Below are 17,416 nucleotides of genomic sequence, written 5' to 3'. Positions count from 1 at the left end.
CATCTAACGGATAGACGAGAAGTGGAGTGTCTATTTCACTTTATTTTTGAAGAGGCTGAAACAATGCTTAAACCGAGTGATACATGGAAATGGTATTACAATGAGACCAACAAGTCCCTTATGCTGGATCTTGGGCGGGACATGGTTTTCAGCGTAAATCTTCCTCAAAAACTTCTAGTAAACAGTGCATTTCAAGAAAATGAATTTTCTGTTGATGATGCATCTAGTTACCACAAATTTAAACAACAAGTTGATGTACTTCCTTTATCAGAACCAAGAAAAGCAGAATTGGCATTAAATAGCGTCGCAGCTCGTCGCTTTCATAAACCCGTTCAACCTAAGAGTTGGTTCTTCTCTCCACAAGGCGGCGATTTTGCGCCAGAAGAGGGGGAGATTGTACATTTACGTAATTGCTTCTCTGAGGGTCATTTTATGGTGGTCGAAGTTGGAGAAAGCGCGAGTATTTGTGTTTCTGTCTCTTTACGTGATTTCAATCTTACAGAGTCCAAAGCGCTTAAATTTGGTGAGCCAATTAAAGTGATGCACGATCGCTTTGCGAAAGCTAACTTACATACTCAGTTTGAAACTTATGCAATGGTAGGGTAATTACCTTATCTAAACCAGTTCGTTCCTTGTTGTTCATTCGGTCGGCCTTAGCGCCGGCTTTTTTTTGTCTAAAATTTCCTACCAATAGTTACCATTTTCAGTTAACAACTAGTTAAAAACCACATAAAACCACCTTAGTTGGCTATTGATTCACCAACTCATCGCTATCAATACGCAATTAAAACTGTGAATAGGGCAAAATAAAAGCAATAAAAAGACAGTTTTTAAACAAAAGTGAAAGTTTTTTTAAGCCTTATTTCATCGAATATCTTCCCTTTAAAGTAAACAAATTCCCCATTTAAGTTGATTTGGTAACAAATTTACACTGTAAAGGCCCGTTTGGTATATACCAGATTGGGTGCTTAGCTGGGTGAATAAGTATTCACTTTCATTTTGATGTCGATGTTTTGTATATGCGCGTATTGCATATTTAAATGAAACGAAGTTATTTAGTGCAGATGTATTAGTTGTTTAGGATTTAAGTGTTGGAATTAGATGTGCAGAGGGATATTTGAAGAGCTCAATGATGAATGTGGAAAAATATGATGACTTTTCTGTGATATTCGGAGCTTAAAGCATGTAGGTGGTCGCATAAGGTAGGGGTTTCGTTATATAATCTGACTCCATTTATTACCGTACTGAAAGTTATAATGAATCAATATTTAGCGATAACATCTAATGGCCTTGAAAACTTGCTCGCTGATGAGCTGACACAACTAGGTGTTACCGATGCAAAACCAGTGCAAGCAGGGGTTCGATTTACTGCTACCAATGCACAACTTTACCGCTGTTGCCTATGGAGCCGCTTGGCTTCTCGTTTCGTATTAATTCTTTCTGAGTTTTACTGTAACGATGATATGGACCTTTATTTATCAGCCTCTGCAGTAAATTGGTCTTCTTATTTCTCGGTGAAAAAGCGTCTAATTGTTGATTTCAATGGTACCAACCGCGAAATTCGCAACAGTCAGTATGGTGCGATGAAAGTCAAAGATGCCATCGTTGATAGCTTTACTAAAAAAGATTTAGGTCGCCCGGAGATCAGCAAGGATCAGCCAGATCTTCGCATCCATGTTCGTTTGCATCGTGATAGGGCGATACTTGGTATTGATATGGTAGGCCGTGGTTTGCATCAACGTGGCTACCGTATTCAAGCCGGTGCAGCGCCATTAAGAGAAACCTTAGCGTGTGCGATTGTTAGCCGTAGTGGTTGGGATAAATCTCAGCCTTTACTCGATCCTATGTGTGGCTCAGGGACTTTACTTATCGAAGCGGCTTTAATGGCTGCGAATGTGGCTCCTGGTATTCAGCGTGACACTTGGGCTTTTGAATCTTTATATGATTTTGAAGCTGAAACTTGGGCTGAAATTAAAGCCGAAGCTAGCGTTCAGAGTCGTAAGGGGATTAAAGCGCTTGGTGACAATCGTTTCTTTGGTATTGATAATGATCGTCGCGTTCTACAAACGGCCAAAGACAATGCGAAGCGTGCTGGTTTAGACGGTGTTATTCAATTTAACCTAGGTGATGCCGCTAAACTTGAAAAACCACAGGGCTTTACTGAAGGCGTTGTAATTTGTAACCCGCCTTATGGTGAGCGTTTAGGTACTGAGCCTGGCCTTATTGCTTTGTATACGTCGTTTGGTGTGCAATTAAAGAATGAGTTTGCGGGTAGTCAGGCTTCTATCTTCTCTTCAAGTGAAGAGTTATTAAGTTGCCTGCGTATGCGAGCGGATAAGCAGTATAAATTGAGTAATGGTGCGTTACCGTGTCACCAAAAGAACTACTCAATTACCGCACGAGTGAATCCAAATGGTGAAACGCTGCGTCATTCAGAAAAAGAAGAGGCGCAAGTTGCCCCTGATTTTGCTAACCGTTTAAAGAAAAATTTAGCCAAAATTGGTAAATGGGCGAAGCGTGAGCAACTAGATTGCTACCGTGCCTATGATGCTGATCTACCTAATTACAATGTAGCGATTGATCTGTATTTAGATCACGTCGTTATTCAAGAGTATGCGCCACCAAAGACCATTCCAGAAGAAGTGGCTAAGCGTCGTTTGACCGATGTTATTCGTGCGACGATTCAGGTATTAGGTGTTGATGCTAATAAAGTCGTCATCAAAACCCGCGAAAAGCAAAAAGGTAAGCGCCAATACCAAAAATTATCGCAAGATTCTGAATACTTAAAAGTGAACGAATATGGCGTGCAGCTGTTGGTTAATTTGCAGGACTACCTTGATACCGGTCTATTCCTCGATCATAAATTAACCCGCCGTCGTTTAGGTCAAATGGCAGCAGGCAAAGACTTCTTGAACTTGTTTGCCTACACGGGTAGTGCAACGGTACATGCGGCGGCTGGTGGTGCGAAAAGTACCACGACAGTTGATATGTCGAATACTTACTTGCAATGGGCTCAACGCAACATGGAGCTCAATGGTTTTACGGGTGAAGCACATCAATTTGAACAAGCGGATTGTTTGCAATGGCTGCAGCATGAAGACAGAACGTTTGATCTGATTTTTATCGATCCACCGACGTTTTCTAACTCAAAACGTATGGAACAAACTTTCGATATTCAACGTGATCACTTAATGTTGATGGAAAATCTAAAGCGTCTGATGCGTGAAGATGCTGTAGTGGTCTTTTCGAACAATAAACGCCTATTTAAGATGGAACTCGATGGTTTAGAGCAACTAGGTCTTAAGGCTGAGAACATTTCAGCGAAGACATTGCCGATGGATTTTGCTCGCAATAAGCATATCCATAACTGTTGGATCATTACTCATCGTAACTAAGTAGGTCACGTGAATATAAAAGTGAATAACACAGGGATAGAAATTGAAAATGCTGACGCTATACTCAACTTCAGGTTGTCATTTATGCGAATTAGCCTATCAACAGCTTGATACTTTATGGGGAGAAGATTCTCAACAATCTTTAGCCCATACAGTGCAAGTGATTGATATTGCTTTTGATGATGCATTATTCGATCATTACGGTGTCACTATTCCGGTGCTTGCTTTGCATTCGCAAGATATACAAAACGATCAAAATAACTTACAACACCAAAGTAATTTAAAACACATACAAAGTGAGTTATTTTGGCCATTCAATTTAGACGAATTACAAGCGTGGTTAAAACACAATGGCATTAATTACCATTCATAATGGCCAGCTGGCTTTTGGCGATCATCCATTATTAGATAAAGCCGATTTTGCACTTCAGCAGAACGAAAGAGTATGTTTGGTTGGCCGTAATGGTGCAGGTAAATCTACCATGATGAAAGTGCTTGCGGGCGAAATCATCATGGATGACGGCAAAATTCAAATCGAACAAGATGTGGTGGTGTCTCGTTTAGAGCAAGATCCACCAAGAAATGCCGAAGGTACGGTATACGATTATGTTGCAGAAGGGTTATCGGAAGTCGGTGAGTTATTAAAAGACTACCAGCATCAGTTAGACATCATGGCGGAAGATCCGTCAGAGAAAAACATTAATCGTTTATCTAGAATCCAAGAGCAGCTTGACCACAATGATGGTTGGCGTCTTGAAGACCGTATTAAAAACATTCTGATGTCTTTATCTTTGGATGAGCATACATTGCTGACAAGTTTATCTGGCGGCTGGCAACGTAAGGCTGCTCTAGCTCGTGCACTAGTATGTGATCCTGATGTTCTACTACTCGATGAGCCAACGAACCACTTGGATGTCACCACGATTGAATGGCTAGAAGCCTTCTTAAAAGACTTCCGTGGTTCGATTGTTTTTATCTCGCATGACCGTGCTTTTATTCAATCAATGGCGACGCGTATTCTCGATTTAGACCGAGGAAAGCTGAGCTCTTATCCGGGTAACTATGAACAGTATTTGATTGATAAAGAAGAAGCGTTGCGTGTTGAAGAAATGCAAAACGCGGAGTTCGATAAAAAACTCGCTCAAGAAGAAGTTTGGATCCGTCAAGGTATTAAAGCGCGTCGTACTCGTAATGAAGGCCGTGTTCGAGCACTTAAAAAGCTTCGTGAAGAACGTTCTGAGCGCCGTGAAGTACAGGGTAAAGCGAACATTCAAATTGATGAGTCGAACCGATCTGGAAAAATCATCTTTGAAGCAGAGAATCTGTGCTATCAAATTGATGGTAAAACCATTGTCGATGATTTCAGCTTCAATATCATGCGTGGTGATCGTATCGCTTTAATTGGTCCAAATGGCTGTGGTAAAAGTACCTTATTGAAATTGTTGCTTGATAAGTTAAAACCAGATTCAGGTCGTTTGCATTGTGGAACGAAATTGGAAGTTGCGTATTTCGATCAGTATCGTGAAGTGCTGGATCCTGAAAAAACGGTTATGGATAACTTAGCTGACGGTAAGCAAGAAGTGACCGTTGGTGGAAGAACTCGCCATGCACTAGGTTACTTGCAGGATTTCCTATTTGAACCGAAAAGGGCGCGTACACCGGTTAAAGCTTTATCCGGTGGTGAGAAAAACCGCTTACTTTTAGCGCGCTTGTTCTTAAAATCGAATAATTTATTGATTCTCGATGAACCAACCAACGATTTAGATATCGAAACATTGGAACTTTTGGAAGAAATTCTTGCCAACTATCAAGGTACTTTGCTTTTAGTGAGTCACGATCGTCAATTCGTTGATAATACCGTGACAACCAGTTGGATTTTTGAAGGTAACGGTAAAATTGAAGAGTTTGTTGGTGGCTACCATGATGCACAAGAGCAACGTGCTCAAGTCTTGCTATCTCGAGGTGTTACACAACAGTCTTCTTCTGTGAGTGAAAAACCAGCGAAAGCAGACAAAGTGGTTGAGGAAACTCCCAAAACTCAACCAAACGCTAACAAACCGAAGAAGTTATCTTATAAACTGCAACGAGAGTTAGAATCCTTACCTCAAGTGCTAGAGTCACTTGAAATGGAAATTGAACAATTACAAACTCAGGTTAATCAACCTGACTTTTTCACACAGAGTAGCGATAAAACTCAATCGATTTTGAATCGACTGAACGCTGCTGAACAAGAATTAGAAACTGCATTCGAGCGTTGGGAAGTGCTTGAATCAATGCAGGGCTAACGGATTAGAAGTTGACTTAATGCCAAATAAAATTTTTAAACTATCAATGGTGGCTGCTGCGTTAATGGCAGCCAACTCCGCTAATGCGGCACTGTATAAAATTGTCCCTGTTGATGCTGTTGTCGATGCTAATCAAGTATTCTCAAGTGCGATCAGTGATTCATCTGTTGCCTCTGCTACGGATCCTCTAGGTTGCTTTGCAGATAGTGCAAGTTGTACAGATGGAGATTACCTGCTTGGTGGTGACACTCGACAAGGTGAAGATGGTATTTCTTACCGTGATGAAGTGCCGTTTAAGTATGATAATACTTTCACTTATTTAGATTATGATGATTTACGTAATTATTGTTATAACCAATTAGGTTACTCAACTTGTGATAGTTGGGCAGTTAAGCAATGGTTTGGTGCAAATTCAGAAAATTCCGAAAACGACTGTGACTACAGCTTAACAGGGGGCTTATGCCAAGAACGTCGAGCTTATGAGCAAGGATATAACGGCAGAAATGCTGTTGGGTTTGTTGATGGTGCTGAAATTCCTGCACCAATTGAGACAAGTTATGTTCCTCCGGGCGGCGCGTTGCAAGATGATAGTGCTAATATCGTTGTAAATAAAGTTTTAGCTGATGGGACACCAATCGGAATTGCAAGTAGTGGCTATTATGATGTCGATGGTCATTCTGTACTGACTTATCGTCAACGTGGTTTCTTTGGCACCACTTTCATGTTACCTAAACAGGATGGTGATTCGATTGTAAAACAAATGGGCCGTACCTTTGCGTATGATTCATTTGAATATCCAGTAGGTAGTGGGACTCGATATATTGTTGGTTCTGCCTCTGTAGCACCATTTGATAATAGTGATGACAATAAAAATTATTGGGGTGACTTGAGTAAGTGCACGGATACAGAAACTTATTCAGACCCTGTTTTATTAAAAGATTGCCAGAACTTCGCATTTGCGACACAAGCCTATATTTGGAATAGTGCCGATGGTGTGTCTGGTAAAGCGGTTTCTGGCTGGGATAATACGACAGAGGCAAATAAAGATGACGCAGCCGCTCAAGGTAGTGCAAGAGCTGCCACAATCAGTGAGGTTACTGCTTTTAATGGATTACCGGTTCTTGCTGGTTTTAATACTCATGAAGATGATGATAATTATTTAATGCAAGCAGCTATCTTCTATCCTAAAGACACACTTGATCCTACTGCTGAAAATCAATGGGATCCTGTTTTTGTTCAAGGGGCTGAAGTTGAAGATGATGGTGATTATATTTACAGTAATAGTTTGGTTAAAGACATTAACCAAAACTTGATTGCTGTTGGTGAGGCTAAGCGAAGTGGTCGTTATCCAAAGAATGGCGCTGCCAATAACCGCTTATTCTATACCGATGCATCTAAAGGTGATGCTAATACCAAACCGACTGCTGTATACCTTAGCGGTGATATTTTCTTTAATGGTGCGGGTGGTGAAGCCAATGCCATCAACAACTATAACGAAGTTGTTGGTGCTATCGATGTTGAAGAAAACCGTGAAATAGATGGTAAACAACGCCGTCGCCGTGGGTTTATAGCACCTCTAAATGTTACAGGTACAGATGCTAACCGTCTGGCTATTTTCCAAGGTAAATCTTGGTGGTTAGATAATCTTACTAATGGTGCAACTGCGGGTGATGAATCTATTTCAAATGCCAATAATGCGTACCGTATTATTAATGCCACTGGTATCAACGATGATGGCGTTATTTCTGCAACTGCTAATTACTGTGCGGGTGGTTATGATAATACCGATCACAACTCATATTGTGGTGATGGTAATGTCACAGAAGAATTGGTGGCGGTTAAACTCATTCCAATTGCAGGTGCAACCGCAGATGATATTGTAGAGCGTGAAGGTGGCGAGCCTGACGTTGAACGTGAAGGTGGCAGCTTAGGTTATTTTGCCTTAGCTTTACTTGGTTTATTAGGTTTCAGAAGAAAAAAACTTAAATCATAAAGTTAACAAGCCTAACATTAAACCGAGGTTCACAAAGTTGAATCTCGGTTTTTTTTCGTCTTGAGAAATTCGGATCTTTGGTCGATGCTTAACAAGTGGCGTTGTAATAAAACTGCCACAGATAGTCATTTGGGTCATTATCAAAGTAAGAGGACTGTACTATGAAGAGACAGAAACGCGATCGCCTAGAAAGAGCGCAATCTCAAGGTTATAAAGCCGGTCTTAATGGGAGATCGATGGATGACTGTCCATATCAGCAAATGGATGCTAAATCGAATTGGTTGGGCGGTTGGCGTGATGCGAGAGATGATCGTCAATCTGGACTTATTAAATAACTTAAGACTAGATAGTGTATCTAAAGCTTAAGTTAATAAGTTTAATCGTTACAGAATAAGGCTCCGAAATTGGAGCCTTTATTATTACATTTTAACGCACTATAACTAAATATATTAAACAAAAATAAATCAGCAAAATCGCTGATTTATTTATTGAAAGGGGATTAACCTTATTCTAAAAAGCAGACGTATCTTGGAAAAGACCTACTTTTAAATCTTTCGCCATGTAGATTTCTTTACCGTCAACAAGTACACGACCATCTGCTAACCCCATTACCAGGCGGCGATTCACTACGCGTTTCATGTTGATTTCGTAAGTTACTTTCTTAGCAGTCGGTAGGATTTGGCCTGTGAACTTTACTTCACCAACACCCAATGCACGGCCTTTACCTTCACCGCCAACCCAACCAAGGAAGAAACCAACTAGTTGCCACATTGCATCTAAACCAAGACAACCAGGCATCACAGGGTCGCCAGGGAAATGACAGTCAAAGAACCATAGGTCAGGAGTAATATCTAATTCTGCAATAATGACACCTTTACTAAATTCACCTTCGCCTTCTGCGTCAGTAATTTTAACGATGCGGTCCATCATTAACATGTTTGGTGCTGGCAGTTGTGGACGGCCTGGGCCAAAAAGTTCACCTTGGCTTGATGCTAGAAGGTCTTCACGAGTATATGAGTTACGTTTGTTTTGCATTATATAATCACTCCAGAAATAGTCTGTGTATCTTAGAGAACAGGTGTAAGCTAAACAAGTCCGATCAGTAAATGCCAAGTAAACTTTTGATCTTATTTACTATGCCGCAAGGTGCTGACTCATGTTTATCAAAGTGCTCGATTCTCTCAGAGATTTTTTTCAATATTGTTTCTTCTTCATCGCCACGGAAGGCTTTACCAAAGATGATGGGTAATGCCTCATCAACAGATTCAACTGACCATAGGTGGAATTCTTCATTTTTGATGGCTTCAACAACATCATGATGCAAGGATAAGTGTTTTAAGTTAGTTTTAGGTAAAACAACACCTTGATTACCTGTTAAACCACGATAGTTACATATCTGGAAGAATCCTTCGATTTTCTCATTTAAACCACCGACCGCTTGCACTCGACCAAATTGGTCCACCGCACCAGTAACAGCAATTTGTTGATTGATAGGGTATTCAGATAAAGCACTAACAAGCGAGCAAAGTTCCGCTAAAGAAGCGCTATCGCCATCAACTTCTGAGTACGACTGTTCAAATACAATAGAAGCGGCAAATGGTAAAGGATCATCTAAATTTAGAGCACTGCCTAAAAAGGCCTGCATAATCATCATCCCTTTCGCATGTAAATTGCCACCTAGTTCGGCTTTGCGCTCAACATCAGCAATATCACCATCACCAAAGTGAATAACACATGAAATACGAGCTGGTTCACCATAAACAATAGGATGTCCCGGTACTTCAATAACCGTTAAGCCATTCACTTGGCCGACACGTTCACCTTGGGTCTCAATGATGACTTGACCTTCCAATATATCGGCTAAGGCTCTTTGAGGAAGATATTCGAGACGATAGGTACGCGAGGCTAAAGCTTTTTCCATATCGGATTGAGAGATTGCTTGTCCATTGGAAACTAAAGCGGCCTCCGTTAACAATGCTCTATGCCAAATGGGACACAGAGGCATTCTGTCTTGGTCTTCGGTTTCGCGAGCCCCTTGAGTTAATAAGAACGTCCAGGCATGTGAGTCTAGAAGCTTAGGAAGTTGGTATTCAGCAATAATGCCGTTAATGTATTGAATGTATGATTCAACCGAATCGATAGTAACTTTGAAATCTAACTCTACTTCAGCGAATAAGCATAAGTGAGTTCTCATATCCGCATCGAATAAGTCTAAGTCACTTAGTTGCATTTGATCGCCAAGAATAACTAAATTTACATCGTACTTCTTGAGTGGTACATTTTCGATCACTTGTTTTGAGTCGGATGATATGCCAGAACAAGCATTACCTAAAACGGCGGCTTTTAGTTTCGGCCAAGCGCGCGGGTTCGCTAATATTAAGTTTGACGAAATAATGAGATAGCCGCCATTAGCTTTATCAAGCAATCCTTCAGAGCTATGAGTTATTTGACCATTTTCAACTTGATATTGTCCAAATAACTCTTCAAGTTCGATGCTTTCACTGGTGATAACCGGAGTACGGTTTATTTCACCCGTATTCATTAGCATCGAGTAAGCATTATGGATTGTTTGACGATAAATGAAATTATCCGGTGCATTTACTAATAGGAAACGAGGAAAGCTCGCCATTTGTGCAAAATGCAGAATAGAAGATTTGAGTCTAGGCTGAAGATCTAAAAAAGATCGATGATTACTAGGGTCGTTTTGTGTGAGTATGTCTTCATATTGTGAAAAGTTGGGTGTAGCGGATTGCCAAGACTCTTTGATCATTATAAAAAATTCAATATGTGGTTAGAAGGAAAGAAGTATATAGAAAAATAGCTTAACCTTATACCTGTTTATGCTTCGGAAATTGAGCGTTTAGTCAATGGATTTGAGAGGCTGCTATCATAAAGTCAAAATAGGTTGGACTATTATTCTAGATGGAATGAAAACAGTTGAGAATGCTATGGTTTTTAGTTACGCTGTAACATGGGATTGTCTATAGGGAAGATTAATGAAATATCAACAGCTTGAAAACCTTGAATGTGGTTGGAAATGGCAATATTTAATTCGGAAATGGAAAGATGGGGAATCGATTACTCGTTACCAAGATTCGAGTGAATCTCACGCTGCTATAATGGGACTTCAAAAGTTAGAGCATCAACCGACACAAGTACTGAGTTGGATTGATGATCATATGAATCCTGAGCTTGATAACAAACTTAAGCAAGCCATTCGAGCTAAACGCAAACGACATTTTAACGCTGAACATACCCATACGAAGAAGAAATCGATCGATTTAGATTATGCGGTTTGGGAAAAACTGTCGGATAGGGCGCAAGAATTAGGTTGCACACTATCAGAAGCGATTGAGTACCTGGTGAGTGAAGCATCTCGAAGTGAGAAAGCTAGTAAGAAAGTGCATAGTATAAAAGCCGATCTCAGTAAATTACTCGACTTTTAACTTATAAACCATCATCTGTTGAGTTAAATTTTTGTGATAGTAAGTGATCGAGATTAAATTTCTTATTCTCAATCCTAGATATTATTAATTTAATTGCTAAGTTGTATACAGTAATGTTTACATTTTATCTTCCTATTTGTTGAGGTTTGTATGAAAAAGATCGCTACTTTATCACTATGTTTATTTGCTACATCTTCACATTTTGCTTTTGCAGGGAATCCAGAAGCTGGTAAAGCCAAAGTTGCAATGTGCGCTTCATGCCACGGTGCAGATGGTGTCGCGGTAATTAAAACTTATCCAAATCTTAAAGGGCAAAATGCCGCTTATCTTGAGAAAGCGATTAAAGCTTTTAAAAGCGGTGAACGTAAAGATCCAGTAATGTCCCCAATGGCGACAACCATTAATGATGCCGATATCGCCGATATTGCTGCATATTACGAAAGCCTTAAATGAATCTAAATATAAAATCATTATCTGACTATATTGATAAAATTGCTGCATCTAACGATAAAGATGCGGCTGATTTTAAAATTGTTCATACTGAAACAACCATGTGCATAGATGACGGTATTACTACGGAACGTACCATAACAAGTTTTAAATTTTCTGACGGTGTGGTGATCAGTAAAGAAGTTGAATTTGATCACTTACCAGAAGAAGAACCTCAAAATGTTTGTCCTGAGTACTGGCTAAGTTATCAAGTCATCACCAATCCAAATAGCATTCAAATTAAACCATTTAAGAAAACATTTTCGAATTTATGCCAACAAAGTTTTTGGTTAAAGATGACTAACGTAAATTAGGATAAATGTAGCTGTTGTGGTTCTTTAACAAACTAAATATTAATGCGCATTATATATCTTATGTTAAATAGGATGCTCGGTTTCTTAATAATTTCTAATTTTGATTCGTATCTGATGGGGATTAAAATTTGAATCAACAAAAAAGCCAGTACCTACTCGGTAACTGGCTTTCAATATTTTTGACTTAGTTAAGCGTTAGCTTTTACCGCTTACAATCCATTGTGATATTGCTGATTAGTCGAGCTTGGCACCATTTCATAGAGCGCCTGACTAGCGGCTGTTTCACCATTCAGTACAGCTTCAAATTGTTTAATAAGCTCTACTTTGTTTGGTAGTTGCTTATCGCCAGCGCCAATCTCGGTAAGGTCAATCATGAAACCATCAAACAGGTCGCTTAAATCATCGATTATATCGGTGTTTAGGAACTGATCTTGGTTATAAATGCTTGGATAGCCGCCCTTTTGCTTATCAATCGCGAAAGAGTCGCCTTTTAAGTTCTTAATGCTCGTCTTTTTATCACACGACAACATGCAACCATTATCGATGCGCGGTTTTTCACAACCAACACTTTGTTGGAAGAAGCACTGACGGCTCGCCATCAACAAGATCGGATGATAGATGCTATACATCATTTTGAAGTTCTTTGGTCTTGCAATGTGGCGGATTTGTTGACGGCTTATTTCGTTAGAAATAAACGCACCACTACAACCAAAGTTTTGCTGGAATGATAAAAGCGCGTAAGAGTTGGTTGTATTTAACAACGGCCCTGCAATCCATTTAATGCCTAAGCGTTCAGCATGATAAGCAATACCGGTATTGTTGGTTACGATTAGCTCAGGCTTCACTTCTTGCAAAATATTCAGCGCAACATCGAAGTCTTTACCAATTAATACTGGTGGGAACCATGGAATTAAGCGTGGATTCTCTTGGAAAAATGTCACGAATTTTGTGCAGCCGCGCTTGTAGGCATCCGGTAGTTTAAAGTAGATGTCAGCATCAGTTTCATCCACCAGCGCAGCATCGTCTTCATCACAAATAAGAATCGACAGTTCCGGTTTTTGATCGACTGGTTTTGTATGATGTTCAAGTTTAGGAAGTGTGACTTCTGCTACTGGCTTGATGCCGTCATTCAAGTAAGCAAGTAATTCATTTTTAAGCGCGGTAATTTCACGATATGGAATGCTTAATCCATCTGCTACTTGATCGACATCGAACTCAACGAGTTCATAGTTAGCATTATTAATGTTTTTGAAGCGCTTCTCAACTGTCTCTTTATCGACACTCAGCTTCTCACTTTCAACCATTAAACGGTTTGAAGTGAATACGGCTGTCTTTGTTGTCACAGGGCTATTAGGAAGTGTACTCGCATTTTGCTCTGTCGTGACGGTGAGCGTTAAAGGTTGATCTTTTTGGCTAGCGAAATGCAATTTAAGTTTTATTTTCTCAATACTGACTTGCGCGATTTTTTCATCGACCGTAGCGTTGATCTGTTGCTTTTCTTCATGCAATTGCTTTTTAGCATCAAAGATCTGCACCACTGAAATGATTTCATCTTTGTCGGCTTTAAATTTATCGATAATGTGATTTTTTGAGTTATCACGAGGGTTATCAATAAACATAGATTGGTTTAAATCACCGCGTAGGAAAGCATTGGTAAAATCACGATTAAATACTTTATATAAACGCTCGCCATCTTGAGTCAGTTCACCCGTTTCTATGTAGCCATCGATTTGTTTACGGAAGCTGTCGATAACGGTATGAACATAGCTAGCGCCTTTAATGCGCCCTTCTACTTTAAATGAATGAACGCCCGCGTCGATTAACGCCGGTAGATCGAAGAAAGCGGAATTGTCTTTGATATTCAGTGGGAAATTGTGACCCGATTCTGTCGTTTCATACTCTTCACGACAGGCTTGGCTACAACGACCGCGGTTACCTGAGTTACCAGCAGTAGCTGATGTTGAATAACATAACCCAGAAAACGCTACACACAATGAACCATGTACAAATACTTCCACGAGTACGTCATGCTCATTAGAAACCTTAGTGAGCGCGGTGATTTCACGTAGGTTCATTTCTCGTGATAAATTGACACGGCTGGCACCGAGCTTTTTAAGAAACGGAATTTGGCCTACATTGTGAGTCGTTAGCTGTGTAGAGGCATGAATATCAAGTGTTGGGAAGTATTCACGCAATACATACAATAAACCTATATCTTGTACGATAACACCATCTAGAGTGGTATTGACAAGGCGGTTAAGCAATTTAACTACGGTTTTAAATTCACTTTCTAATATGACAATATTCAACGTGAGAAATATTTTACAATCATATTGGTGAGCGAGTCGGATCGCGCCAACGAGTTGATCAAAGGAAATATTAGACGCACGGTTACGGGCATTAAAGGTATCTAGGCCACAATAAACGGCGTCAGCACCTGCAATAATGGCAGCTTTAATGGCATCAATATCGCCACCTGGGGCTAATAATTCAATCTTTGGATTCATCACTCGGAGTCTCGTATAACTTCAAAGCCAGCATGATACCTTGATCTGTAGTTGATGAGTATCATTGAGGGCAATTAATCTATTATATCTGGTTTAACCGCGGTATTTTTATCAGAGAAAGGGTTAATCTGAACCATAATCGCAGAGGAAATCATAATGAATACAAACTTAAGTGGATCGTTACCTGTCCTCTACTCTCTGAGAAACTGCCCATTTGCGATGCGAGCGAGAATGGCAATATATCGTTCACAAGTACCTGTGCTACTGCGTGATATAGTATTAAGTGATAAACCACCTGAAATGTTAGAAGCTTCACCAAAAGGCACAGTCCCTGTTGTTGTCACAAATTGTGGTACCGTCATAGAGGAAAGCGCAGAAGTGATGCTATGGGCGCTGAGTGAAAATGATCCAGAGGATTTATTGTTGAGCACAGAGCCTGAGATGCTAAATTCGATGCGCGGCCTTATTCACCAGTTTGATACCGAGTTTAAACCCTGCTTGGAAGCCTACCGTGCGGCTAAGCGTTATCACGAACCAAACCTAGTTGAATGCCGGCAAGCCTGTGAGAAATACCTTTGTGAATTAGAAGAGCGCTTAACTCGACATTCTTATTTCATGGCTGACCAAGAAAGCCTTGCCGATTTAGCGTTACTGCCCTTTATTCGTCAATTTGCCAGAGTGGAAAGACAGTGGTACTTACAGTCGCCCTACCCAAAATTACGTCAATGGCTAAACCAGTATTTACAAAGTAGGATGTTCAGTAAGGTAATGACAAAGCATGAGTTATGGCTAGTCAATCGTAGAGATATTCTGATGGAAACTATACCCAAGTGACTTCAAGATGCAGAATTCAGAGCTATCATCCAAACCTTTAGACAAGGAAGATTGGCGAAGGAATGAAGCACCTTTCAAACCAATCTGACGCGGCCCATCTCTTATAAAAAGAAGAGGTTTGAATGAAGCTCCGGAAGGGCAAGTTAAAACAAGCTTTATGCTGCGTTAAATTGAACAGATATAGAATAACTATGATCATATTCAATTTGCCTTGCCTAAAGCTTGTTTTATTCTTGCTGAAACTCGCACCTTGAAGTTACTTGGGTATAAAATGGAGAGCTAAATAGATCACCCTCGAATTTATATGCTTTTGGAGATGAGGTTTACTCGTGCTTACCTCTTTCAAATAGCGGAATATCTTCCCCGATAATATATTTTTGACGTAGTTTGGATGAGATCATATCCATGGTCATTACGATTACTACCAAATTTAAGGTAATGAAAGTCACTACGTCCCAATTCCATAAACGCATATTCTCGGCATAAACCAAACCAATGCCGCCCGCTCCCACAAATCCCAGCACCGTTGCTGAACGTGTATTGGATTCTATTTGATATAAGCTTAGAGCTAAGAAGGTAGGAAAGGATTGGGTGAAGATTCCGAAGCGATGCTTTTGTAGACTCGTCGCCCCTAGTGCAGTGAGACCACGGGAAGGTTTATCATCAGCCGCTTCGTGCCCTTCGGCAAATAATTTACCAAGTAATCCTAAGTCTTGAATAAATATTGCCATCACGCCTGCGAGTGGCCCCATGCCAATCGCGCGAACAAAAATCATCCCCCAAATAGCCATATCAATGCCTCGTAGCACATCAAATAATTTACGTATGGCATAAGCGATAATCGCAAATGGGCCTGTCATAATATTGCGAGAGGCAAAAAATGATAGCGGAAGCGCGACTAACGAGGCGGTAATGGTACCTCCAAATACTATCGCTAATGTGATCAATATTTGGCTGTAATAATAAGAAAATGGCCATTCGGCAACCTCTTTCCAAATGAACATGTTCGAAAAGTAATGCAATAATTGCTTACTGCCATTAATGAACATCTCCTGACTAACGCCAAATTCGACAAAAAAGAAAGCGTAAAATAGAACGATTCCAAGAGTGATGATTGATAATTTAGACAGATAGCTTTTTTGTTGAGAGAAGATTTCGCCATGTTCCTCTTTCAATGTGTCTAAATCGGCATTCGACATACGATAAGTTAACGTCATCATGATTCCTTTAAAACTTTATTGCGTAGGTGCCCAGATAATGAATCCAAAGCGGATACCACGATAATAATGAGTATCAATGTCATACTGACTTGATCGTAACGGTCTAACTTAATATTGGTCATCAGTTCTTGACCGATACCGCCTGCCCCAACTAACCCTAGAATGGTTGAAGATCGAAAGTTGATTTCTAACCTTAAAAAGCTGTAAGACATAAAAATAGGTTTTACTTGTGGCCATAGACCAAAGCGAACGTTTTCCCAACGGTTACTGCCACAAGCTCTTAATCCTCTTACTGGCTCCATAGATGCCGTTTCAATCGATTCATAAAACAGTTTGGTTAAACTACCAACGGTATGCAGAGCTAGAGCGATAAAGCCAGGTAATGCCCCTACGCCATAGGCCATGACAAACATTACCGCCCAAGCCAGTTCAGGCATGGTGCGTAAAAATGCTACAAAGCCTCTTACTGCCCAGCGTACTCCCGCGGGTGCATAAGTATTGTTAGCGGCGAAAAAAGCTAAAATTGTTGCAATAAGCGCTGAAACAACCGTTGCCGCCATTGCGACACAAAAGGTTTCCCACAACAGAGGTAACTGAATTGGTAATCGATAACCCCAGTAGATTAAAGAGCCTTCTATGGCATGGCCATTGGTATCACGCCCAGCAAAAAGTACATCCCATTTCAACACTGGAATGGTATCGGCTAAATAGTCAAAAAAGTTTGGAGCACTAGTGAGAATCTTGCTTAAACTGAACTCAGCAACATAGCCTGAGCTTAAATAGAGAAGTACCAGTAACCCTGACCACATCAAAGCATCGCGTTTTTGCTTTGATCTAATTTGATGGTAATACTGTTCAAATTTTTTATCCAAAATACAACTTCCGTTTCAATCAATTGACCTAGAAAAAAGAACGCCAGTGGTCAATGAGTCT

At 40.2% G+C, this 17,416-nt stretch carries 15 protein-coding genes; 10 read left to right on the top strand and 5 right to left on the bottom strand.

Features of this window, described 5'->3' with window-relative positions:
• Positions 1–63 precede the first annotated feature (63 nt).
• The 6 genes from ACE3G9_RS06295 to rmf all read left to right on the top strand — a co-directional run bounded on the left by ACE3G9_RS06295 (position 64) and on the right by rmf (position 8,008).
• The gene (locus ACE3G9_RS06295) at positions 64–606 is read left to right on the top strand and encodes a cell division protein ZapC (RefSeq protein ID WP_417878972.1); all 543 of its coding nucleotides are present in this window, start codon (positions 64–66) and stop codon (positions 604–606) included.
• 650 nt (positions 607–1,256) lie between these two features.
• A complete protein-coding gene (gene rlmKL, locus ACE3G9_RS06290; RefSeq protein ID WP_449218702.1) occupies positions 1,257–3,395 on the top strand; it encodes a bifunctional 23S rRNA (guanine(2069)-N(7))-methyltransferase RlmK/23S rRNA (guanine(2445)-N(2))-methyltransferase RlmL in 2,139 nt (712 codons plus the stop codon).
• Positions 3,396–3,444: 49 nt separating this feature from the next.
• Entirely contained in the window at positions 3,445–3,768 is a 324-nt protein-coding gene (locus ACE3G9_RS06285; protein ID WP_449218701.1) for a glutaredoxin family protein, read from the top strand.
• The gene (locus tag ACE3G9_RS06280; protein WP_449218700.1) at positions 3,746–5,680 is read left to right on the top strand and encodes an ABC transporter ATP-binding protein; all 1,935 of its coding nucleotides are present in this window, start codon (positions 3,746–3,748) and stop codon (positions 5,678–5,680) included. The genes ACE3G9_RS06285 and ACE3G9_RS06280 overlap by 23 nt, the downstream gene beginning before the upstream one ends.
• Positions 5,681–5,699: 19 nt before the next feature.
• Entirely contained in the window at positions 5,700–7,673 is a 1,974-nt protein-coding gene (locus ACE3G9_RS06275) for a DUF3466 family protein (RefSeq protein WP_449218699.1), read from the top strand.
• A 161-nt stretch (positions 7,674–7,834) separates the two neighbouring features.
• On the top strand, positions 7,835–8,008 hold the full coding sequence (rmf, locus tag ACE3G9_RS06270; protein ID WP_027695907.1) for a ribosome modulation factor: 174 nt from the start codon (positions 7,835–7,837) through the stop codon (positions 8,006–8,008).
• A 175-nt stretch (positions 8,009–8,183) separates the two neighbouring features.
• Here the strand turns inward: rmf and fabA are convergent, their stop codons facing one another.
• Both fabA and ACE3G9_RS06260 read right to left on the bottom strand, forming a co-directional pair.
• On the bottom strand, positions 8,184–8,708 hold the full coding sequence (fabA, locus tag ACE3G9_RS06265; RefSeq protein WP_449218698.1) for a bifunctional 3-hydroxydecanoyl-ACP dehydratase/trans-2-decenoyl-ACP isomerase: 525 nt from the start codon (positions 8,706–8,708) through the stop codon (positions 8,184–8,186).
• A gap of 64 nt (positions 8,709–8,772) precedes the next feature.
• Complete coding sequence (locus ACE3G9_RS06260; protein ID WP_449218697.1) at positions 8,773–10,443, bottom strand: AAA family ATPase; 1,671 nt, start codon at positions 10,441–10,443, stop codon at positions 8,773–8,775.
• A gap of 226 nt (positions 10,444–10,669) precedes the next feature.
• Between ACE3G9_RS06260 and matP the strand changes: the two genes are divergently transcribed.
• From matP to ACE3G9_RS06245, 3 genes are all read left to right on the top strand, one after another.
• Entirely contained in the window at positions 10,670–11,119 is a 450-nt protein-coding gene (gene matP / locus ACE3G9_RS06255; protein ID WP_192999420.1) for a macrodomain Ter protein MatP, read from the top strand.
• A gap of 150 nt (positions 11,120–11,269) precedes the next feature.
• Positions 11,270–11,572: a c-type cytochrome gene (locus ACE3G9_RS06250; RefSeq protein WP_417878965.1), complete on the top strand. Its 303-nt coding sequence runs from the start codon at positions 11,270–11,272 to the stop codon at positions 11,570–11,572.
• The gene (locus tag ACE3G9_RS06245; protein WP_417878964.1) at positions 11,569–11,922 is read left to right on the top strand and encodes a hypothetical protein; all 354 of its coding nucleotides are present in this window, start codon (positions 11,569–11,571) and stop codon (positions 11,920–11,922) included. The genes ACE3G9_RS06250 and ACE3G9_RS06245 overlap by 4 nt, the downstream gene beginning before the upstream one ends.
• Before the next feature lie 209 nt (positions 11,923–12,131).
• Here ACE3G9_RS06245 and ACE3G9_RS06240 read toward each other — a convergent pair whose 3' ends face one another.
• Positions 12,132–14,429: a peptidase U32 family protein gene (locus ACE3G9_RS06240; RefSeq protein ID WP_449218696.1), complete on the bottom strand. Its 2,298-nt coding sequence runs from the start codon at positions 14,427–14,429 to the stop codon at positions 12,132–12,134.
• A 156-nt stretch (positions 14,430–14,585) separates the two neighbouring features.
• Here ACE3G9_RS06240 and ACE3G9_RS06235 point away from each other — a divergent pair, with 156 nt between their 5' ends.
• Positions 14,586–15,263, top strand: a complete 678-nt coding sequence (locus ACE3G9_RS06235; RefSeq protein WP_449218695.1) for a glutathione S-transferase — start codon at positions 14,586–14,588, stop codon at positions 15,261–15,263.
• Positions 15,264–15,586: 323 nt separating this feature from the next.
• Here the strand turns inward: ACE3G9_RS06235 and phnE (ACE3G9_RS06230) are convergent, their stop codons facing one another.
• Together phnE (ACE3G9_RS06230) and phnE (ACE3G9_RS06225) are read right to left on the bottom strand one after the other, a co-directional pair.
• Positions 15,587–16,480, bottom strand: a complete 894-nt coding sequence (gene phnE / locus ACE3G9_RS06230; RefSeq protein WP_449218694.1) for a phosphonate ABC transporter, permease protein PhnE — start codon at positions 16,478–16,480, stop codon at positions 15,587–15,589.
• On the bottom strand, positions 16,480–17,355 hold the full coding sequence (gene phnE / locus ACE3G9_RS06225) for a phosphonate ABC transporter, permease protein PhnE (protein WP_449218693.1): 876 nt from the start codon (positions 17,353–17,355) through the stop codon (positions 16,480–16,482). The genes phnE (ACE3G9_RS06230) and phnE (ACE3G9_RS06225) overlap by 1 nt, the downstream gene beginning before the upstream one ends.
• Positions 17,356–17,416: the final 61 nt, after the last annotated feature.

The organism is Vibrio sp. E150_018 (genome assembly GCF_053544035.1).
This window is presented reverse-complemented; position numbering and strand designations above follow the sequence as displayed.